18 protein-coding genes are annotated in these 20,941 nt (G+C 69.5%); 7 read left to right on the top strand and 11 right to left on the bottom strand.

The genetic code is table 11. The features are described 5' to 3' along the window. Positions 1 to 281: 281 nt before the first annotated feature. Together ACKI2N_RS16780 and ACKI2N_RS16775 are read left to right on the top strand one after the other, a co-directional pair. A complete protein-coding gene (locus ACKI2N_RS16780; RefSeq protein ID WP_420996453.1) occupies positions 282 to 3,224 on the top strand; it encodes a ribonucleoside-diphosphate reductase subunit alpha in 2,943 nt (980 codons plus the stop codon). Positions 3,225 to 3,299: 75 nt separating this feature from the next. After that, on the top strand, positions 3,300 to 4,499 hold the full coding sequence (locus ACKI2N_RS16775) for a ribonucleotide-diphosphate reductase subunit beta (protein WP_420996452.1): 1,200 nt from the start codon (positions 3,300 to 3,302) through the stop codon (positions 4,497 to 4,499). Positions 4,500 to 4,593: 94 nt separating this feature from the next. Here the strand turns inward: ACKI2N_RS16775 and ACKI2N_RS16770 are convergent, their stop codons facing one another. Beyond that, complete coding sequence (locus ACKI2N_RS16770) at positions 4,594 to 4,920, bottom strand: thioredoxin family protein (RefSeq protein ID WP_420996451.1); 327 nt, start codon at positions 4,918 to 4,920, stop codon at positions 4,594 to 4,596. Then, positions 4,917 to 5,900, bottom strand: coding sequence for a DMT family transporter (locus tag ACKI2N_RS16765; RefSeq protein WP_420996450.1), 984 nt, complete (start codon positions 5,898 to 5,900; stop codon positions 4,917 to 4,919). Before ACKI2N_RS16765 ends, ACKI2N_RS16770 begins: the two co-directional genes overlap by 4 nt. 171 nt (positions 5,901 to 6,071) lie before the next feature. On the opposite strand from ACKI2N_RS16765, the gene ACKI2N_RS16760 reads away from it, so the two are divergent. Together ACKI2N_RS16760 and ACKI2N_RS16755 are read left to right on the top strand one after the other, a co-directional pair. Next, positions 6,072 to 6,989 carry a LysR family transcriptional regulator gene (locus ACKI2N_RS16760; protein WP_420996449.1) on the top strand — a complete coding sequence of 306 codons (918 nt, stop codon included), beginning with the start codon at positions 6,072 to 6,074 and terminating at the stop codon, positions 6,987 to 6,989. A gap of 128 nt (positions 6,990 to 7,117) precedes the next feature. Beyond that, the gene (locus ACKI2N_RS16755) at positions 7,118 to 7,744 is read left to right on the top strand and encodes a glutathione S-transferase family protein (RefSeq protein WP_420996448.1); all 627 of its coding nucleotides are present in this window, start codon (positions 7,118 to 7,120) and stop codon (positions 7,742 to 7,744) included. A gap of 116 nt (positions 7,745 to 7,860) precedes the next feature. Here the strand turns inward: ACKI2N_RS16755 and ACKI2N_RS16750 are convergent, their stop codons facing one another. Both ACKI2N_RS16750 and ACKI2N_RS16745 read right to left on the bottom strand, forming a co-directional pair. Continuing rightward, complete coding sequence (locus ACKI2N_RS16750) at positions 7,861 to 8,793, bottom strand: recombination-associated protein RdgC (RefSeq protein WP_420996447.1); 933 nt, start codon at positions 8,791 to 8,793, stop codon at positions 7,861 to 7,863. Positions 8,794 to 9,017: 224 nt separating this feature from the next. After that, positions 9,018 to 9,596 carry a BPSL1445 family SYLF domain-containing lipoprotein gene (locus ACKI2N_RS16745; RefSeq protein WP_420996446.1) on the bottom strand — a complete coding sequence of 193 codons (579 nt, stop codon included), beginning with the start codon at positions 9,594 to 9,596 and terminating at the stop codon, positions 9,018 to 9,020. Positions 9,597 to 9,921: 325 nt separating this feature from the next. On the opposite strand from ACKI2N_RS16745, the gene ACKI2N_RS16740 reads away from it, so the two are divergent. Beyond that, positions 9,922 to 10,329: a hypothetical protein gene (locus ACKI2N_RS16740; protein ID WP_420996445.1), complete on the top strand. Its 408-nt coding sequence runs from the start codon at positions 9,922 to 9,924 to the stop codon at positions 10,327 to 10,329. Positions 10,330 to 10,406: 77 nt separating this feature from the next. Next, entirely contained in the window at positions 10,407 to 10,655 is a 249-nt protein-coding gene (locus tag ACKI2N_RS16735) for a DUF6388 family protein (protein WP_420996444.1), read from the top strand. A 7-nt stretch (positions 10,656 to 10,662) separates the two neighbouring features. Here the strand turns inward: ACKI2N_RS16735 and ACKI2N_RS16730 are convergent, their stop codons facing one another. From ACKI2N_RS16730 to ACKI2N_RS16710, 5 genes are all read right to left on the bottom strand, one after another. Continuing rightward, positions 10,663 to 12,285: an MFS transporter gene (locus ACKI2N_RS16730; RefSeq protein WP_420996443.1), complete on the bottom strand. Its 1,623-nt coding sequence runs from the start codon at positions 12,283 to 12,285 to the stop codon at positions 10,663 to 10,665. Positions 12,286 to 12,304: 19 nt separating this feature from the next. Then, entirely contained in the window at positions 12,305 to 13,705 is a 1,401-nt protein-coding gene (locus ACKI2N_RS16725; RefSeq protein WP_426990001.1) for an FAD-containing oxidoreductase, read from the bottom strand. Between the two features lie 53 nt (positions 13,706 to 13,758). After that, positions 13,759 to 14,592, bottom strand: coding sequence for an aldo/keto reductase (locus ACKI2N_RS16720; protein ID WP_420996441.1), 834 nt, complete (start codon positions 14,590 to 14,592; stop codon positions 13,759 to 13,761). 154 nt (positions 14,593 to 14,746) lie between these two features. Then, positions 14,747 to 16,138 carry a GntP family permease gene (locus tag ACKI2N_RS16715; protein ID WP_420996440.1) on the bottom strand — a complete coding sequence of 464 codons (1,392 nt, stop codon included), beginning with the start codon at positions 16,136 to 16,138 and terminating at the stop codon, positions 14,747 to 14,749. A gap of 141 nt (positions 16,139 to 16,279) precedes the next feature. Continuing rightward, positions 16,280 to 16,672 (bottom strand): tautomerase family protein, encoded by a 393-nt coding sequence (locus ACKI2N_RS16710; protein ID WP_420996439.1) that lies wholly within the window; start codon positions 16,670 to 16,672, stop codon positions 16,280 to 16,282. Between the two features lie 145 nt (positions 16,673 to 16,817). Between ACKI2N_RS16710 and ACKI2N_RS16705 the strand changes: the two genes are divergently transcribed. After that, a complete protein-coding gene (locus ACKI2N_RS16705) occupies positions 16,818 to 17,714 on the top strand; it encodes a LysR family transcriptional regulator (protein WP_420996438.1) in 897 nt (298 codons plus the stop codon). Between the two features lie 20 nt (positions 17,715 to 17,734). Here the strand turns inward: ACKI2N_RS16705 and ACKI2N_RS16700 are convergent, their stop codons facing one another. Next, on the bottom strand, positions 17,735 to 18,421 hold the full coding sequence (locus ACKI2N_RS16700) for a Fe2+-dependent dioxygenase (RefSeq protein WP_420996437.1): 687 nt from the start codon (positions 18,419 to 18,421) through the stop codon (positions 17,735 to 17,737). Between the two features lie 99 nt (positions 18,422 to 18,520). Continuing rightward, positions 18,521 to 20,722: a TonB-dependent receptor gene (locus ACKI2N_RS16695; protein ID WP_420996436.1), complete on the bottom strand. Its 2,202-nt coding sequence runs from the start codon at positions 20,720 to 20,722 to the stop codon at positions 18,521 to 18,523. Between the last annotated feature and the right edge of the window lie 219 nt (positions 20,723 to 20,941).

Here is a 20,941-nt window from a genome sequence, read left to right as displayed (position 1 = left end):
AAGCCGCTTCATTTCACTATACTTAGTCCAGTTTTTCGCATCGACCACTATATCTAGTGGTGCTTTTCGGGGAGCCGGCCTAGGTGTGCAGTTGCCGCCGCGGCGCTACAGCGCGTTGCGTGCGGTCCGCCCGAGGACTGGCGCGTCACAAGAGTCCCAGCAGAATCCAGCAATGCAGTTCGCCCCGGCCGGTCAGGGCCAGGCGAGCCTTTCCTGTCTTGCGTCTTTTTGCTCGGGGCTCTTTGTCACTCATAAAACACGGGTAAGAACAGGAGTTCCTCATGCAGACAGCCCAGAACGAATTTTCCACCGGCGCCGTCGCCGCCGGTGTCGCAGCCAACCCGCAGTCGAGCCCCGCTGCTGCCGGCGCTGGCAACTACCAGGACTACAAGATCATCCGCCGCAACGGCGCCGTGGTGGCGTTCGAGCCGAGCAAGATCTCGGTGGCCGTGACCAAGGCCTTCCTGGCCGTCAACGGCGGGCAGGGCGCCGCTTCCGCGCGCGTGCGCGAAGTGGTCGAGCTGGTCACCCAGAACGTGGTGCGCGCGCTGCTGCGCAGCCGCCCGAGCGGCGGCACCTTCCATATCGAAGACGTGCAGGACCATGTCGAGCTGGCGCTGATGCGCTCGGGCGAGCATGAAGTGGCCCGCTCCTACGTGCTGTACCGCGAGAAGCGCACCCAGGAACGCGCCCAGGCCAATGCCCAGGCGGTTGCCCGCGTGCAGGAAGGCGGCGCCACCTTCAACGTGACCGACGGCGGCGTGGCCCGCGTGCTCGACGTGAGCTCGCTGCACGCGCTGATCGACAACGCCTGCTCGGGCCTCGGCGACGCCGTCAGCGCCGAGCCGATCCTCAAGGAAACGCTCAAGAACCTGTACGACGGCGTGCCCATGACCCAGGTCTACGACTCGGCCATCCTGGCCGCGCGTACCCTGATCGAGAAGGACCCGGCCTACAGCCAGGTCACCGCGCGCATCCTGCTGCACACCATCCGCAAGGAAATCCTGGGCGCCGAAGTGACCCAGACCGAAATGGTGTCGCGCTACGCCGACTACTTCCCCAAGTTCATCGCGCGCGGCATCGAAGCCGAGCTGCTCGACGAAAAGCTGGCCACCTTCGACCTGGCCCGCCTGGGCGCCGCGCTGGACGCCCAGCGCGACTTCCAGTTCAACTACCTCGGCCTGCAGACCCTGTACGACCGCTACTTCCTCCACGTGGACGAAGTGCGCATCGAAATGCCGCAGGCCTTCTTCATGCGCGTGGCCATGGGCCTGGCGCTGAACGAGAAGGACCGCGAAGGCCGCGCCATCGAGTTCTACCAGCTGCTGTCGTCGTTCGACTTCATGTCGTCCACGCCGACCCTGTTCAACTCGGGCACGCGCCGCTCGCAGCTGTCGTCGTGCTACCTGACCACCGTGTCGGACGACCTCGAAGGCATCTACGAAGCGCTCAAGGAAAACGCGCTGCTGTCCAAGTTCGCCGGCGGCCTGGGCAACGACTGGACCAACGTGCGCGCGCTCGGCTCGCACATCAAGGGCACCAACGGCAAGTCGCAGGGCGTGGTGCCGTTCCTGAAGGTGGTCAACGACACCGCGGTGGCGGTCAACCAGGGCGGCAAGCGCAAGGGCGCGGTATGCGCCTACCTGGAAACCTGGCACCTGGACATCGAGGAATTCCTCGAACTGCGCAAGAACACCGGCGACGACCGCCGCCGCACCCACGACATGAACACGGCGAACTGGATTCCCGACCTGTTCATGAAGCGCGTGATGGAAAACGGCGAATGGACGCTGTTCTCGCCGGCCACCTGCCCGGACCTGCACGACAAGGTAGGCCGCGCCTTCGAGGCGGCCTACCTCGGCTACGAAGCCAAGGCCGCCAGCGGCGAACTGAAGCTGTTCAAGAAGATCCCCGCCATGCAGCTGTGGCGCAAGATGCTGGGCATGCTGTTCGAGACCGGCCACCCGTGGATCACCTTCAAGGATCCGTGCAACATCCGCAGCCCGCAGCAGCACGTGGGCGTGGTGCACAGCTCCAACCTGTGCACGGAAATCACGCTCAACACCAACGAGAGCGAGATCGCCGTGTGCAACCTGGGCTCGGTGAACCTGGTGGCCCACCTGAAGCAGCAGGCCGACGGCACCCAGGCGCTCGACCACGCCAAGCTCGAGAAGACCATCCGCACCGCCATGCGCATGCTCGACAACGTGATCGACATCAACTACTACGCGGTCGACAAGGCGAAGAACTCCAACCTGCGCCACCGCCCGGTCGGCATGGGCATCATGGGCTTCCAGGACTGCCTGCACGTGCTGCGCCTGCCGTACGCCAGCGACGCGGCCGTCAAGTTCGCCGACACCTCGATGGAAGCGGTGTGCTACTACGCCTACCTGGCCTCGACCGAGCTGGCCGAGGAGCGCGGCCGCTACAGCAGCTATGACGGCTCGCTGTGGGACCGCGGCATCCTGCCGCAGGACTCGCTCAAGCTGCTGGCCGAGGAACGCGGCGGCTACCTGGAAGTCGACATGTCCTCGTCGATGGACTGGACCGGCCTGCGCGCGCGCATCAAGCAGCACGGCATGCGCAACTCGAACTGCATCGCGATCGCGCCGACGGCCACGATCTCGAACATCATCGGCGTGTCGGCCTGCATCGAGCCGACCTTCCAGAACCTGTACGTGAAGTCCAACCTGTCGGGCGAGTTCACCGTGGTCAACGACTACCTGGTGCGCGACCTCAAGGCGCGCGGCCTGTGGGACGAGGTCATGGTCGCCGACCTGAAGTACTTCGACGGCTCGCTGTCGCGCATCGACCGCATCCCGCAGGACCTGCGCGACATCTACGCCACCGCGTTCGAAGTCGAGCCGAGCTGGCTGGTGGAAGCGGCCAGCCGCCGCCAGAAGTGGATCGACCAGGCCCAGTCGCTGAACATCTACATGGCCGGCGCCTCGGGCAAGAAGCTGGACGACACCTACAAGCAAGCCTGGCTGCGCGGCCTGAAGACCACGTACTACCTGCGCACCATGGCGGCCACGCACGTGGAGAAATCCACCGTGTCGCGCGGCTCGCTCAACGCCGTGTCGTCGGGCAGCGACGGCGGCCTGGCCGCCTCCGGCCTGGACCGCGCCGCGGCCTCCGCGCCGGCCATGCCGGAAGCCGAGGGCGCGGTCTGCACCATGCGTCCGGGCGACCCCGGCTTCGAAGAGTGCGAAGCCTGCCAGTAAGCTGAAAGCCGCCCCCGCAAGCCCAGAGTGGGCCGCGGGTGCGGCCCACTAGAGAATTCCACGGAGAACCACACCATGCTGAGCTGGGACGACGACGTTCAAGCCACCCCGCCGGCTGCACCGCAGCCCGCTCCCCAACCCGCCCTGCAGGCCGGCCTCGGCGCCGACCAGCAAGGCGTGCTGCCGCCCGCCGCCACCCAGCCGGCCGGCTCGGGCATCCTCGGCAACCACCCGAACGCCGCCGCCGTGCAAAGCGACCGCCGCGTCAACGCCGCCGACAAGCGCGTGATCAACGGCTCGACCGACGTCAACCAGCTGGTGCCGTTCAAGTACAAGTGGGCCTGGGAAAAGTACCTGGCCGGCTGCGCCAACCACTGGATGCCGCAGGAAATCAACATGTCGCGCGACATCGCGCTGTGGAAGGACCCGAACGGCCTGACCGAAGACGAGCGCCGCATCATCAAGCGCAACCTCGGCTTCTTCGTCACCGCCGACTCGCTGGCCGCCAACAACATCGTGCTGGGCACCTACCGCCAGATCACCGCGCCGGAATGCCGCCAGTACCTGCTGCGCCAGGCCTTCGAGGAAGCGATCCACACGCACGCCTACCAGTACATCGTGGAGTCGCTCGGCCTCAACGAAGCCGAGATCTTCAACGCGTACCACGAGGTGCAGTCGATCCGCGACAAGGACGAGTTCCTGATCCCGTTCATCGACACGCTGACCGACCCGGCCTTCACCACTGGCACGCCCGAGAACGACCAGAAGCTGCTCAAGTCGCTGATCGTGTTCGCCTGCATCATGGAAGGCCTGTTCTTCTATGTCGGCTTCACGCAGATCCTGGCGATGGGCCGCCAGAACAAGATGACCGGCGCCGCCGAGCAGTACCAGTACATCCTGCGCGACGAGTCGCTGCACTGCAATTTCGGCATCGACCTGATCAACCAGATCAAGCTCGAGAACCCGCACCTGTGGACCAACGAGTTCAAGGCCGAGATCACCGAGCTGTTCAAGAAGGCGGTGGACCTGGAATACCGCTACGCCGAGGACACCATGCCGCGCGGCGTGCTGGGCCTGAACGCGCCGATGTTCAAGGGCTACCTGCGTTTCATCTGCAACCGCCGCTGCCAGCAGATCGGCCTGGAGCAGCTGTTCCCGAACGAGGAAAACCCGTTCCCGTGGATGAGCGAGATGATCGACCTGAAGAAGGAACGCAACTTCTTCGAGACGCGCGTGATCGAGTACCAGACCGGCGGCGCGCTGAGCTGGGACTGAGGTGCTGCCGGGCCGTCGCCCGGCAACTGCCGACAAGCCCCGCATGCCTGTGGCATGCGGGGCTTTTTTTGTCCGCGCCGGCCTTGCGCGGCCGTCAGTCGCCGATCTGCCGCAGCGCCCGCTCGATGGCCTCGGGGCCGTCCGGGCGCACCAGCCGCGCCACTTCCGCGCCGTCGCGCAGGAACACCAGCGTGGGCCACAGCTTGACGTGGAACGAGCGGCCCAGCCGCCGGCCGCTGCCGTCCTCGATCTTGAAGTGCCGCACGCCCGCGTGCGCGGCCAGCGCGCGGGCCAGGTGCGGCTGGGCGTGCTGGCAGTAGCCGCACCAGGGCGCGCCGAACTCGACCAGCACGGCGCCCTTGAGGGCGTCGATCTCGGCGCGTGCGGGCTCGTGCTCGGCATATTGCTGGGTCATCGTCATGCTGGGGTCTCCTGGCCGGTGCCAGCGGCTAGCTTAGCCGATGGCGCCCCGTCCTGCGCCGGCGGCGCGCCGGGCGCGGGCTGCGCCTTGCCGAACCGGACCGTCGCCAGCAGCGAGGCCGCCACGATCAGTCCGCCGCCGGCCCAGGCCGTGGCGGAAATCCGCTCTCCCAGCCAGAGGCTGGCGAACAGCGCGCCGAAGGCCGGTTCGCTGCCCATCAGCAAGGCCACGCGGGTGGGGCTGCTGCGCCGGATGGCGTAGTTCTGCGCGAAGAAGGCGAACAGCGTGCAGGCCAGCACCAGGTAGAGCACGCTGCCCCAGAACGGGCCGTGGCCGGCCAGCGCGGGCAGCGGCTGCCACTGCGCCGGCATCAGCGCCAGCGCCACCGCGGCGCTGCCGGCGGCCACCACGCCGGATTGCACCGCGGTCATCGTCAGCGTCGGCAACGGCGCGGCCCGCATGACGCGCTTGGTCGCGCAGACGATCAGCGCGCGCAGCGCCGCGGCGGCCAGGATCAGCGCGTCTCCCGGGTTGAAGGCGAGCGCGCCGTCGCCGGCCAGCAGCCACGCGCCCGCCAGCGAGAGCGCCACCGCGGCCCATTCGAGGCGTGCCGGGCGGCGCCTGAGCAGCAGCCACTCCACCAGCGGCGTCAGCACCACGCACAGGCTGATCAGGAAGGCCGCGTTGGCCGCGCGCGTGAGCAGCACGCCGAAGGTTTCGCACAGGAAGATGCCGAGCAGCAGCACGCCGGTGCCGAGCACGCCGCGCAAGGCGGCGCGGTCGGCCTGGCGCAGCGCCGCCAGCGCGGGGCTCAGGATCACGAAGGTGATGCCGAAGCGCAGCGCCAGCAGCCCCAGCACCGGATAGAAGGCGAGGGCGCCCTTGACCACGCCGTAGCTGCTGCCCCACACGATGGCGACGGCGAGCAGCATCAGGTCGGACAGGATCAGCAGGCGCTTGGGCGTGGTGGAGGCGGGCATGGGCGGTTCCGGGAGGCAGACAGGCGAGAGAGGCATTGTCCGGCTTTGCGTGGACGCCGATAATCGGGTTGGCGCGCACAGCTTTTATGTCGCCGATGCATAGATGCGCCAGGCCGTGCGTCACCAGCCCGGCCGCCGCCCGCCGCCCCCCATTCATCCCGACCCGTGCCGATGAACCCGACCGATTTCCTAGCCCTGCTGCCCGACCTGGCCGTGTTCGCGCGTGTGGTGGATGCCGGCAATTTCTCGCTCGCCGCGCGCCAGCTCGGCAGCACGCCGTCGACCGTGAGCCGCCAGATCAAGCGGCTGGAGGAAGCGCTGGCCACGCGCCTGCTGGAGCGCTCCACGCGCAAGCTGCGCATGACGGAGTCGGGCGCGCAGGTGTACCGCCATTGCCGCGACATGGTGAGCGCGGCCGCGGGCGCGGTGGATGCCGCGGGCCAGCTGGCCGCGCGGCCGCAGGGCACGGTCAGCGTGAGCGCGCCGACCGCGTTCGCCAAGACGGTGATCCATCCGCTGGTGCCGGGATTCCTGCGCGCCCACGGCGGCATCGACCTGCGGCTGGTGTTTACCGACCATGAGGCCGATCCGCTCGAGCACGACCTCGACCTCGTGATCCGGCTGACCGAGCGGCCGCCGCCGGGGCTGGCGGGGCGGCGGCTCGGCGCGGTGCGCTGGGTGCTGTGCGCGTCGCCGGCCTACCTGCGCGCGCACGGCACGCCCGCGCACCCGCGCGAGCTGGCGCGCCACGACTGCCTCTATCTCGGCGAGACCGCCGACGACAACCGCTGGCGCCTGCGCCGCGACGGCGAGGTCCATACGGTGGCGGTGAAGGGGCGCTATATCGCCAACCACGCCGGCGCGCGGCTGGAGGCGGCGCAGCAGGAGCTGGGCATCGCCGCGCTGCCGGACTTCGCCGCCGCCGCGGCGCTGCGCGACGGCACGCTGGCGCGCGTGCTGGCCGACTGGGAAATGCAGGCCCGCGCCTACGTGGGGCCGGTGTGGCTGCTGTATCCGCCCAACCGCTTCCTGCCGCCCAAGGTGCGCGTGCTGATCGACTACCTCGCCGCGCATCTCGGGCCTGCCTGAGTCGCGGCCCGCCGTGGTTCCCCGAGGCGGCGAACGATGCAACACTAGCGGGCGGAGCCATGAAGCAACAGAGCGGCCGGCGAGGCCGCCGCTTTTTCCCCACGCTGTTTTCAGGAGACATGCCACCCATGACGCAACCCGAAATCACGCTCTACCACTCGCCCAACACGCGTTCCACCGGCACGCTGACGCTGCTCGAGGAACTGGGCGCGCCCTACCGGCTGCACTCGCTCAACATGAAGGCCGGCGAGCAGCGCGAGCCGGCCTACCTGGCCATCAACCCGATGGGCAAGGTGCCGGCGATCCGCTACGGCGACGCGCTGGTGACCGAGCAGCCGGCGATCTTCATCTTCCTGGCGGACCTGTTTGCGCAGGCGAAGCTCGCGCCGGCACTGACCGATCCGCTGCGCGGCCCCTACCTGCGCTGGCTGGCTTTCTACGGATCGAGCTTCGAGCCGGCGCTGGTGGACCACTCGCAGCAGCGCGAGACGCCGCGCTCGATGTGTCCCTACGGCGACTACGCCACCACCATCGGCACGCTGTTCGCCCAGCTGGAGAAGGGCCCCTATCTGCTCGGCGACACCTTCAGCGCGGCGGACGTGCTGTGGGGTACCGCGCTGGCCTGGACCACGCAATTCAAGCTGGTGGAGGCCACGCCGGCGGTGCAGGCCTACATCGGGCGCACCACCTCGCGCCCGGCGGTGGCGCGGGCGCGCGAGATCGACGCCAGGCTGGTGGCGCAGCAGGGCGGCTGAACCGCGCCGCCCGCCGCCGCCGGCGCGGCCGGGCGGCGGCTTCAGGCGGCTTCAGGCGGCTTCAGGCGGCTTCAGGCGGCTCAGGCGGCTCAGGCGGCTCAGGCGGCTCAGGCGGCTCAGGCGGCCTTGCGCTCGGTGGCCGCTGCCTCGCCCGTCTTGCGCTCGCCGCCCAGCGCCGCGGTCAGGTCGGCCAGCAGGCCGGCCAGCTCGCCCGCCATCATGGCGAAGTCTCCGTCGAAGCGCTCGTCTTCGTCGCGCGCGCCCGGATCGGCCTGTTCCTTGATGACGTCGAGCGGAGCCACGCGCTTGACGGCCAGCGACTCGGTCAGCACGAAGGAGACGCGGTCGTTCCAGGTCATCGCCAGGCGCGTGCAGCGCTTGCCGGCGGCGATGTGGCGGCGCAGGTCCTCGGGATCGAGCGGATGGCGCACGTAGCGCACGGTGGCCTTGCTCTCGGCGCTGGACTGCAGCTCGATCTCCTGGTCCACGGTGAAGCCGGCCGGCGCGGTGTCGCTCGACAGCCACTCGGTCATGGCGGCGACCGGCGACAGGTTGACCTGCAGCGTTTCCAGCGGCAGCGGGTCGATCGACTTGAACAGCAGGCTGCGCACTTCGTCGGCCTTGGCCGGGGAGGCGGCGTCGATGGCCAGCCAGCCGTTGACCGGGTCGATCCACACGCGGGTGTCGCGGCGGATGCTGAAGGCGCGCGGCAGCAGTTCCTCGGTCACCTGTTCCTTGAGCTCGCGCATCTGCTTGCGGCCGGGCTTGAAGCCCTGCTGCTCTTCGATCTCGGCGGCGCGCGCCTTGGTGACCTGGTTGACCACGGTGGTGGGCAGGAGCTTTTTCTCGGTGCGCAGGGTCAGCAGCATCTGCTTGCCGACCAGGTGGACCAGCGCGCCGTTCTCACGCGGGGAGGCCCAGCCCTGGGTCTGCATTTCCAGGCTGGTGCCCGGGAAGAAGGCATGGCGCGCGAGGCTGGCCTCGACTTCGTCGGCGGCAAGGGTCCACGGCGCGGACAGACGGTGCAACTGGAGATTCTTGAACCACATGGGAATTCGGCCAAAGGGACCGATTCTAGCCGGTTAGCGTGACCGGTGCGGTAACAATGCGTGAAGTGCGTGGCGCGGGGAGCCGCAAGGCAACGGGAGGCAATGGCGAGGCGCGGCAACTGGAGAGGCGAGGCAGCCGCGCGCCGGCCGGCGTGGCGCCAAAGCGGCAGGGGGCCGGGCTGCCTGCGGCATCCCGGCCCCCTGCCTGCGTCCCGGACCCCGGATCAGATATCGAGCTTGCTGATCTTGGAGCCTTCCAGCGACAGGCCCGCCATCAGGCCCGCGTTGGTCACCACGAAGCCGACGATCGGCTGCTGGGCGGTGTTGGTGTCGATGGTGCCGTTGGCGCCGATGGTGGCAAGCGCCACGGTGGCGTCGCCGCCCACGGTCCAGCCGCTGCTGTTGACGAACTTGTCGAGCGCGTCCTGGGTCATGAACATCAGGATGATGGCCTTGGACTGCGCGCCGATCTGCCAGCCCACCGAACCCGAGATGATGCGGTAGTAGCCGCGCGTGGCGCCGCCCGTGCGCAGTGCGCCGTCGCCATACTCGCCGCCGATCACGAAGCCGGCCGACAGCGTGTTGGGGAAGACCAGGATGCCGCGCGCGCGGTTGGCCAGCTGGCGCGAACTGCCCGCCGTGGCGTACAGCTTGTTGAGCGCGCCGTCCACGCCGCTGTCGATCTCGCGGCGCTTGGCCGACTTGTCGGTAGGCGCGCTCGGCGTGGTGGTGCAGGCGCCCAGCAAACCCGAAGAAGCCACTATCAGTCCTGCCCCTGCCGTCAGAAACGATCTGCGTTCCATACTCACTCTCCTGATTGTTTTACCGCACTGCACCGTTACCCCGGAGCAAACTTCACGCTCCCCGTGCTCAAGGATAGGCGTAATCGGCACTTGTAGAAACGTGAATCGCACAGGAAAATTCTGCATCGCCTTTTCCCGGCGTACTGCTCAAACCTCCGCGTTTCTGGAGAAATATACAAGGCGGCCGGTTCAAACGGTGTAGGACGAAACTGCAATTTGCGGCGTCTCTGTCCTACAAATTGGCGGCAAGGGTGCGGGTGCGGGGTTTTCCCGCGCTTTGCCGACCTGGCAGGAACCTGGCGCCGGCCGCGCCGGTCCATGAAGCATGACATTCGCCAAATCCGCTCTCGTCCTCGTTCCCGCCGCCTTGCTGGCGGCCTGCGCTTCGCGCCCGCTCGCGGCCGATCCGCAGGCGCTCAGCGCAGCCAATGCGCAGTGGCAGTCACTGCGCGCCGACTATACCGCCTGCGCCAGGGACAAGGCCGATGCCGGCCTGCCCGGGCGCGGCTCGGCGCAGGACCTGGCCGGCGCTGCGCTCAAGGCATGCCAGCCCACGCTCGACGCCATGCGCGGCGCGTTCCGCGATTACCTCGATGCGCAGATGGTGTCCTCGCACGGCCACGACAGCGCGCGCCAGGCCGCCGACCGCCTGGCCCAGGACACCGAGGCCAAGACCCGCAGCTACGTGGTCCGCTACGTCGAGCGGGAGCGCTACAACGCCGGCCAGCACTGACCGGGCTGCCGGCCGGCCCGCCGCTGTGGTGTAATGCGCGGGCACGGCCCCCCTCACTCCATGGCAGTCCGCTTCCGATGAATCTCTCCCCCGAACGCCTCCAGCTCGCCCACGAGCGCTTTCTTGCCGACAATCCCGAGGTGGTGTCGCTGCTCAAGGCGATCACCGAGCGCCACGCGCGCGCGGCCGGCATGAGCGTGGCGGCGTTCCAGCTCAGCGAGCTGGAGCGCGCCATCGGCCGCGAGGCCCGGCTGCGGCGCCTGACCCCGGACGAGTTGCTGCTGGTCTACCTGGGCGAGCGCACGGCACCCGCGCCGCGCCGCTGAGCGGCCCTCAGGGCCGGGCCGGCGGCATCGCGGGCGCCGCGCGCCGGCCGGCCGGCAGCAGCCACCAGGCGCAGCCCGCGCCGCCGGCCGCCAGCAGCGCCGACAGCAGCATCACCGCGCGAAAGCCCGCCACGAAGGCCTCGTCCACCGCCTGCCGGACATGGCGGGCCGCCTGCGCATCGGCCGCCGGCGGGATCGCGATGGCGGCCAGCCGGCCGCGCTGCGCCTGCACCGCCAGCGCCAGTTGCGGCGGCACCGCGCCCGGCCGCGCCAGCGCACGCTCCAGCCGGTGGCCGAACACCCCCGCCATCACGATCCCAAGCCCCGCGATCGCCAGCAGCGTCGCCACCCGCGCGGCGGCATTGTTGATGCCCGACGCGGTGCCGGCCGTGCCCGGCGGCACCGCGTTCATTACCGTGGTGGTCAGCGGCGCCACGCTGATCGACATGCCCGCGCCGAGCACCGCCACGGCCGGGAAGAACGTCGTCCAGTAGCTGCCGCCGGCGCCTGGCAGCGCGAACAGGGCGAAGCCCGCTGCCGCCACCAGCGGTCCCACGATCAGGGGCCGGCGCGCGCCGTGCCGGTCGGCCAGGCCGCCGGCCCAGCCCGAGAGCAGGAACATCAGCAGGATGAAGGGCAGCAGCGCCGCGCCGGCGCCGGTCGGCGAATAGCCCTGCACCTGGATCAGGTTGAGCGGGAAGAAGAACAGGCCGCCGCCGAGCGCCGCGTAGAGCAGCAAGGTCAGCAGGTTGGCGCCGAGGAAAGCGCGCGAGCGGAACAGCGCCGGCGGCATGACCGGATTGGCCGCGCGCGCCTCCACGCGCGCGAACAGGGCCAGCGCCAGCACGCCGGCGGCGGCCGGCAGCCACACGGCGGGCCGGCCCCAGCCTTGCTCCGGCGAGGCGATCAAGGCATAGACCACGCCGCCCAGCCCCAGCGCCGCGAGCAGGCTGCCGGGCCAGTCGAGCGGGCCCGGCTGCGCTGGCGCGCGGCTTTCCGGCACACGCCAAAACGCGATCAGCAGCACCGCCGCGGCCAGCGGCAGGTTGACCAGGAAGGCGGCGCGCCACGACAGGTGCTCGATCAGCCAGCCGCCTACCACCGGCCCGAGCGCGGTGGTCATGGCGGTGGCGCCGGACCAGGTGCCGATGGCCTTGCCGCGCCGGCTTTCGTCGAACGAGGCCGACAGCAATGCCAGGCTGCCCGGCACCAGCAGCGCCGCGCCCACGCCCTGCGCCGCGCGCGCCGCCACCAGGTGGCCGATATTGCCGGCCAGCCCGCACCAGGCCGAAGCGGCGGCGAAGACCGCCACGCCCAGCGCGAACACGCGGCGGCGCCCGAAGCGGTCGCCCGCCGCGCCGCCCACCAGCAGCAAGGCCGCCAGCAGCAGCGCGTAGGCCTCCACCGCCCATTGCATGCCGCTCAGGCCGGCGCCGAGGTCCTTCTGCAGCGCGGGCAGCGCCACGTTGACCACGGTGCCGTCGATGAAGGCCATGCTCGACGCCAGGATGGTGGCGGCCAGCACCCACGGCTCGTCGGCGCGGGGGCAGCCGGGACCGTCGGCAGGGGGTGGCGCGTGGCGCAGCGCGCCGTCGTCGCACGGCCCCTGGGCCAGCGGCGTGGTGGACATGCCGGGTGCCGGGCCGCGCTCAGGCTGCCGGCGCCAGCGGCCGCAGCTCGCCCAGCATGGTCGGCACCAGCTCGGACACGGTGGGGTGGATGTGCACGGCGCGCTGCAGCACCGTGTAGGGCGCGCGCGCATACATGGTGTCGAGGATGCAGTGGACGACCTCGTCGCCGCCCACGCCCAGCACCGCCGCGCCCAGGATCTCGCGGCTGTCGGCATCGACCAGGATCTTCATGAAGCCCTGCGTCTCGCCTTTCTCCACGGCGCGGGCCACGCGCGTCATCGGGCGCATGCCCGCCAGCACGCGGCGGCCGGACGCGCGCGCCTGCTGCTCGGTCATGCCGGCGCGGCCCAGCGGCGGATCGGTGTAGAGCGCATAGGCGGGAATGCGCTCGCCCACGGTGCGCGGCGCTGCGCCCGGCGCCGCGTCCAGCAGGTTGGCGGCGACGATCTCGAAGTCGTTGTAGGCGGTGTGGGTGAAGGCGCCGCGCCCGTTGCAGTCGCCCAGCGCCCAGATGCCGGGCACATTGGTGCGCAACTGCGCATCCACCTCGATATAGCCGTGCGCGTCGGTGGCCACGCCGGCGCGGTCCAGGCCGAGGTCGTCGGTATTGGGACGGCGGCCCACGGCCAGCAGCACGTGCGAGCCAACCACTTCGGGCGCGCCTTCGGTGCAGGCCATCTTCACGGCGACCTCGGCGCCACGCCGTTCCAGCGAGATGCACTCGGCGCCCAGGCGCAGGCCGATGCCCTCGGCGGCGAGCATGCCGCGTATCGCCTCCGACACGTCCGGGTCCTCGCGCGGGATCAGGCGCGGGCCGCGCTCCACGATGGTGACCTCGCTGCCGAAGCGGCGGAACATCTGGCCGAACTCCAGCCCGATGTAGCTGCCGCCCACCACCAGCAGGTGCCGCGGCAGCTTGTCCACCAGCATCATGCTGGTATTGGTCAGGTAGTCGACCTGCTCCAGCCCAGGCATCGGCGGGGCCGAGGCGCGCCCGCCCACGTTGATGAAGATCTGGCCGGCGCGCAGCACCGTGTCGCCCACGCGCACGGTGTCCGGGCCCTCGAAGCGCGCGTGCCCCAGGTAGACGGTGGCGTTCTCCAGGCCGCGCATCCAGGCTTCCACGCCGTGGCTGGACCTGGCGACGATGCCATCCTTGCGCGCCTTGACGCGCGCCATGTCGACCGTGACCGGGCCGCCCGCCACCACGCCGAAATCGGCGGCGCGGCGCGCCAGGTGCGCCGCGTAGGCGCTTGCCACCATGGCCTTGGTCGGGGTGCAGCCGTCGTTGACGCAGGTGCCGCCGAAGGCCCGCCGCTCGATCACGGCCACCTTGCGCCCGGCCGCGGCCAGGCGCGCCGCCATGGATGGGCCGGCCTGGCCGGTGCCGATGATGATGGCGTCGTAGTCGATGGGCATGGCGTGGGTTCCTTGGCTGGCGCGGTGGCGGCGGGCCGCGGCCACGCCGGGGATCAGAGCATTTCCAGCGGGTGCGGGCCGCGCGGTGGCGCAAAGGCGGCATCGAGCTCGGCCAGCTGCCCGGGCGAGAGCCGCTGCGCCAGCGCGCCGTGGTTTTCGCGCAGGCGCTCGCGGTGGCCGGTCTTGGGAATGGCGATGACGTCGTCGCGCGCCAGCAGCCAGGCCAGCGCGGCCTGGGCGGGGCTCATGCCGTGCTGCGCGGCGAAGCGCGCCAGGCGCGCATTGCGCAGCAGCGCCGCCTGCTCGATCGGCGAGTAGGCCATCAGCGGCACGCCGTGGCGCCGCAGCCAGGGCAGCAGGTCCCACTCGATGCCGCGCCGCGTGAGGTTGTAGAGCAACTGGTTGACCGCCACCTGCTCGCCGCCGGGCACGCGCCACAATTCCTCCATGTCGCCGAGGTCCAGGTTGCTGACGCCGAAATGGCGGATCTTGCCGGCCTGCTGCAGCGCCAGGAAGGCGGCCATGGTTTCGGCCAGCGGCACGCCGCCGCGCCAGTGCAGCAGGTAGAGGTCGAGCCGGTCGGTGCCGAGCCGGCGCAGGCTGCGCTCGCAGGCGGCCACCGCGTCCTTGCGGCCGGCGTTGTGCGGATAGACCTTGCTGACCAGGAACACTTCGTCGCGGCGCCCGGCGATGGCCTCGCCGACCAGCTCCTCCGAGCGGCCCTCGCCATACATCTCGGCGGTGTCGATCAGGCGCAGGCCGAGCTCCAGGCCGAGCCGCAGCGTGGCCAGTTCCTCGGCGCGCGCGGCCGGCTTCTCGCCCATGTTCCAGGTGCCCATGCCAAGCGCGGGAACGGCTTCGCCGCCGGGCAGATTCACGGTTCTCATGCAGTGGTTCCGTCGGGAAGGGATGGGCAGCGCGCGTGCCGCGCAAGGCACGCGCGGCCGCCCGCCTACCCACCCACACTAGGCAAGGACGGCGCGATGCACAAGGGGCACGAGGCGGGGGCGTGGGCGGGGCGCGGTGTCCCCGCTGCCGCGCTCAGACCAGGCCGGTCAGGTAATAGACCGTGATGACGAAGAAGACCGCCAGGGTCTTGATGACGGTGACCGCGAAGATGTCGCGGTACGACTCGCGGTGGGTCAGGCCGGTCACCGCCAGCAAGGTGATGACCGCGCCGTTGTGCGGCAGCGTGTCCATGCCGCCGCTGGCCATCGACACCACGCGGTGCAGCACCTCGAGCGGGATGCCGGCGGCCTGCGCGCCGTGGATGAAGGTGTCGGACATGGCGGCCAGCGCAATGCTCATGCCGCCCGAGGCCGAGCCCGTGATCCCGGCCAGCGTGCTGACCGACACCGCCGCGTTGACCAGCGGGTTGGGAATGCTCTTAAGCGCGTCGCTCACCACCAGGAAGCCCGGCAGCGCGGCGATCACGCCGCCGAAGCCGTATTCCGATGCGGTGTTCAGCGACGCCAGCAGCGCCCCGCCGACCGCGCTCTTGCTGCCTTCGGCAAAGCGCTCGCGCACCGCGCCGAAGGCGGTCGCCAGCACCACCACGATGCCCAGCAGCAGTGCCGCTTCCACCGCCCAGATCGCGGTCACCGTGGCGATCTGCGTTTCCACCGGCTTGGCCAGCCCGGGCAGCGTCACGCTGTAGCTGCTGCCGTACCACTGCGGGATCATGCGCGTGAAGACGAAGTTGGCCACGCCCACCGTCACCAGCGGCAGCAAGGCCAGCGCCGGATGCGGCAGGTGGCCGGTGTGGCTGCGCTCCGGCTCGTTGCGCAGCTCGGTGCCGTAGCCCTCGCCGCGCGCGGCCGCGGCGCGGCGGCGCCATTCCAGGTAAGACAGGCCCACGACGATGATGAACAGCGAGCCCAGCACGCCCAGCACCGGCGCGGCCCACGCGGTGGTCTTGAAGAAGGTGGTGGGGATGATGTTCTGGATCTGCGGCGTGCCGGGCAGCGAATCCATGGTGAACGAGAACGCGCCGAGCGCGATGGCGCCGGGCATCAGCCGCTTGGGAATATTGCTCTGGCGGTACAGCTCGGCGGCAAACGGGTAGACCGCGAACACCACCACGAACAGCGACACGCCGCCATAGGTCAGCAGCGCGCACACCGCCACGATCACCGCGTTGGCGCGCGAGCGGCCGATATAGCGGATGGCCGCGGCCACGATCGATTCGGAAAATCCCGACAGCTCGATGACCTTGCCGAACACCGCGCCGAGCAGGAACACCGGGAAGTACAGCTTGACGAAGCCGACCATCTTCTCCATGAAGATGCCGGAAAAGACCGGCGCCACCGCGGCGGGCTCGGTCAGCAGCACCGCGCCGAGGGCGGCCAGCGGGGCGAACAGGATGACGCTGTAGCCGCGGTAGGCGGCCAGCATCAGGAAGGCCAGGGCGGCCAGCACGACGAGGAAGGACATCGGTTCTCCTTTTTATCTTCGCGGGGACGGCGCTCGTGGCGCCATCCCCCGCAGTCCAAAGGGGGCGACTTTGCCACAGCTCGCCGCGCGGCGGAATGTCCTTCCTCAAGAGTTGGCCTGCGCGGGGCTTTTTGCGGCACTTCAGCCGTGCTGGTAGCGGTACTCCTGCGTCAGCCCGCCGTAGCCGTAGGTGGCGGCGCGGGCATCGATCACGTGGATATACGAGACCGGATGCACGTTGCCGACCAGTTCGGACAGGGCCTCGAACACCTCGCGCAGGAAGCGGGCTTTCTCCGCCTTGGTATTGGTTTCGTCGGTCACGCTGATATCGAGGTGGAAGGCGTTGCGCTTGTGCTCCGAGAGCGGCGCGCCGGCGACGATCCAGTGATCGTGGTCCAGGTACTGCACGGCGACGGTGATCACCTCCGGCTTCTTGCCGAGCACGCGCTGCGTGATCTGCGCCACGGCGGCGGCGCTGCGGCGGGTGAGGGCGGCGTCGGGCTGGCCGGAGATCTGCAGGTTGACATGGGGCATGGCTGGCTCCTTCTGGCGTGGTTGGCGGCCGGGGATCCGGCCGTCCGGTGCTTGGTGATGCCAGTCTAGGGCTTTGCCTTCCATCGGAAAAACGGGAATTTGCGATACCATCCATCGATAATCCCGAAACATGTCGGAGCTTGCCATGCGCGCCCTGGAACTCGATCAGCTACGCACCTTCGTCACCGTGGCGGACGCCGGCAGCCTGTCCGCCGCGGCGCCCCGGCTGTTTCTCTCGCAATCGTCGGTCAGCGAACAGTTGCGCAAGCTGGAGGAGCGCGCCGGCGTGCCGCTGCTGGTGCGCGGCAAGCAGGGCGCGGCGCCCACGCCGGCCGGCCTGCGCCTGCTCGAACACGCGCGCCGCATCCTCGCCCTGTCCGACCTCGCCCTGCAGGACCTGCGCGGGCACACGCTCGACGGCGAACTGCGGCTGGCGGTGACGGACTACTTCCGCCCGGGCGAGATCGCCGGCATGCTGCGCCGGCTGCGCGAGCACTATCCCCACCTGCGGCTGCACGTGACCGTGATGAAGAGCGGCATGATCGAGGCGGGCGCGCAGACCGATGCCTTCGACATCGGCTTGTCGATGCGGCTGCCCGGCGCGCGCGGCGCACGCAAGGAGGGGGCGGCCGGGCGCGGCGCGCGCGGCATGGTGCTGCGCCGCGAGGCGCTGGCCTGGGTGGCCGCGCCGGGCGAGGCCGGCGCGCCCGGCGCGCCGCTGCCGCTGGTGCTGCTGCCCGATACCTGCTCGCTGCACCAGTATGTGGTGCAGATGCTGCGGCGGCGCCGGCTCGATTATGTGGTGGCGCATTCCGCCTCCGGCGTGGCCGGGCTGCAGCTGGCGCTGTCCGCCGGGCTCGGCATCTCGTGCCTGAACGAGTCCGCCATCGGGCCGGGCGTGGCCCGCATCGATGCCGCCACGATCGCCCGGCTCAGGCTGCCGGCGCTGCCGGTCGCGGAATTCTTCCTGCTGCCCGCGCGCGCCGGCGAGGCGCCGCTGGTGGGCCAGGTGCGCGCCGCGCTGGCCGAGCAGTTCGCCTGAGCGGCGCTACCCGCGCGCGTTCAGGTCTCGGACCACTGGCGCAGCAGGTTGTGGTAGCAGCCCACCAGCGAGCGCCGCGCGCCTTCGTCGGCGCCGGTCTGGTTCAGTTTCTGGATCGCGTTGTCCATGTCGAACAGCAGCGCGCGCTGCGCGTCGTCGCGGATCAGGCTCTGGATCCAGAAGAAGCTGGCCACGCGCGTGCCGCGCGTGATGGGGGTGACCTGGTGCAGGCTGGTGGCGGGGTAGACCACCATGTCGCCGGCCTCGAGCTTGACGCTGTGGATGCCGTAGGTGTCTTCCACCTGCAGCTCGCCGCCGTCATAGCTGGCGGGGTCGCTGAGGAACAGCGTGGCGGAGATGTCGGTGCGCAGCTTGCGGCCGTTGTGCGGGTGGATGCGCACGCTGCCGTCCACATGGGCGCCGAACGTCATGCCCTCGCCGTAGCGGTTGAACATCGGCGGGTAGACGATATTGGGCAGCGCCGCGCTGATGAACAGCGGATTGCGCTCCAGCATGGCGAGGATCAGCTGCTGGCATTGCGCGGCCACCTCGGAGCGCTCGTCGATCTGCTGGTTGAACTTGACGGGCGCGCCGGAATAGCCGGCGGTGACGCGGCCGTCGACCCAGGCCGCGCCGGCCGAATCGAGCTGCTGGCGCAGCACCGCGAGCTGCTCCGCGTTGAGGACCTTGGGAATGCAGACAAGCATGGCGATCTCGGCAGGGTGGTGCGCCGGCGCCGCCGCGGGAGGCGGCGCCGGGAGGCGTGGCTGGATGTCACGCCACTTTACCTCAGCGCAGGGCTGCGCTTACATGCGGTAGGTGAACGACAGCATGGCGGTGCGGCCCGTGCCCGGCACCGAGCGGCCGCCGTCCGACTGGATCAGCGCGTCGTAGTAGCGCTTGTCGAAGATGTTGAACAGGTTCAGGCGCACGTCGTACTTGGGCTGGTGGTAGGCCACCATGCCGTCCCAGCGCACGAAGCCGCCGACCTGCGTGGTGTCGGTGTTGTTGGCGTAGCGCTGCGACATATAGAAGGCGCCGCCGCCCACTTCCCAGTTCGGCAGGACCATGTAGCTGGTCCAGGCCGTGGCGGTGTGCTTGGGCGTGTTGCCCGGGATCTTGCCCTGCGTGCCGGAGGCGATGCCGTTCTCGATGATCGCGTCGAGGTAGGTATAGCCGGCGAAGACCTGCCACTTCGGCGTGATGCGGCCGGTGATGCCCACGCGGGCGCCATCCACCTGGATCTTGCCGGTCAGCGCGTAGGTGGTGGAGTCGATCTGGCTGCGCGCGTTGTCCTTGGTGATGCGGAAGATGGCCGAGGTCAGCGACAGGTCGCCGCCGGCCAGGTCCCACTTGCCGCCGGCCTCGTACGACTTGTTCTTTTCCGGGTCCAGGTTGGTCTGGCCGACGGTGCCGGTCAGCTGTTCCAGCGATGGGTTGAACGAGGTGCCGTACGACACATAGTAGGACTGCGCCTCGGTCGGCTGCCAGATGCCGCCCAGCCGCACGCTGGTGAAGTTGACGGTCTGCTGCGCATTGGCCAGCGCGGTGTTGCCGGCGGTGTTCTGCGAGTTGATGGAGTTGCTGATGCTGGCGATATAGCGGTCATAGCGCACGCCGGCCACCAGCTTCCACTGCTTGGTGAACTCGATCGAGTCGTTGGCGTAGACGGCGATGGTGTTGGCCGAGGCGCCCTGCAGGTTGCCCGGCGTGGTGACCGCGCTCGGCGGCGAGTTCTGGTAGACCGGGTCGATCACCGGGACGCATGCGACGAAACCGGGGCAGGGGCCGCTGGGGTTGGCGCGCCCGAAGGCCTGGTTGTCGTAGCCGTCGTGGCCGATTTCCAGGCCGGTCAGCAGCGTGTGCTTGATGAAGCCGGTCTCGAACTTGGCGGTCAGCTCGGTCTGGTTGAAGATCGAGTAGTCGCGGATGTTGCGGTCGTGGCTCTGCTGGCGCACGACCAGGGCCGACAGTGGCAGGTTGGTGTTCGTCAGGGCAGTAAACAGGCCATTGCCACCGATGACACCCACCGATTGCGGCGCGGTCTCGCGCGCATCGGTTTCGACGTAGTTGAACTGGGTCTGGTTGCGCAGGCGCAGGTTCGGCGAGAACTTGTGGTCGATGCCGGCGGACAGCGCCACGATGTCCTGGCGCGTGTGGTCGTTGTTGTTGCCGTAGTAGGTGTTGCGGTTGACGTTGACCGGGTGGCCGTTGATGGCCGGCAGGCCGTAGTCGGGCATGTCCTCGTTGTGCTGCAGCAGCGCCGACAGGGTGATCTCGGTGGAAGTGCCGATACCGTACTTCCACGACGGCGCGATGCCGAAGTCCATCGCGCGCATCTCGTCGCGCGTGCTGGGCTTGCCGTCCTGCGCCATCGCCGAGACGCGGAACGCGGAGGTGTCGCCGGTCGGCGTGTTGACGTCGGCGGTGGCGCGCACCATGCCGTTGGTGGTGACCGAGCCGGTCACCGTGGTGGCGGCCTTCAGCGACGGCTTCTTGGTGACCTGGTTGATCACGCCGCCGGTCGAGCCGCGGCCGAACAGCATCGACGACGGACCCATCAGCACTTCGACCGAATCCAGCGCGAAGACGTCGCGGTAGTACTGGCCGCGATCGCGGAAGCCGTCGAGGTAGATGTCGGTGCGCGCCGAGAAGCCGTTGAGGTTGATGTTGTTGCCGATCTGGCCGCCCTCGGCGCCGCCGATGGTGATGCCCGGCACGTTGCGCAGCGCGTCGGCCAGCGAGGTGGCGCCCTGTGCGTCGATCAGCGCCTTGTTCACCACCGTCACCGATTGCGGAACGTCGCGCAGGTCCTCGGGCAGCTTGCTGACCGAATTCTTCACCGCGCCGTAGTCTTCGTTGGCACGGCCGCCTTGCACCACCACTTCCTTGAGCGTTGCCGGCGGCTGCCCGGCGGCGGGATCGGTCGCGGCCGTCTGGGCCAGGGTGACAACGGGAGTGGCAAAGAGCGCGAGCAGGGCGGTCGCGATCGGAGTGCGGCGATTCATGTCGTTTCTCGGTTCCGGTACGGCCATTGGGGGGCGAGCTGGCTGGCAGCGGAACGACGTTGCGTGCCTTCGGGTTCGGCCAACGGCGGGACAAATGGGTTGGGCGAGCCGGAATATAAATGCGAATGATTAGCGTTGCAATTCAGTTTTGTATTTTTATCACAGACATTATCTTCAGTGTATTAATGTCCTTATTTAAGGACAAAGCCATTACGTTAG

The organism is Cupriavidus sp. 30B13 (genome assembly GCF_049059565.2).
Lineage (GTDB): Bacteria > Pseudomonadota > Gammaproteobacteria > Burkholderiales > Burkholderiaceae > Cupriavidus.
The sequence above is the reverse complement of the archived record's forward strand: the minus strand, read 5'-3'. Positions and strand labels throughout refer to the sequence as shown.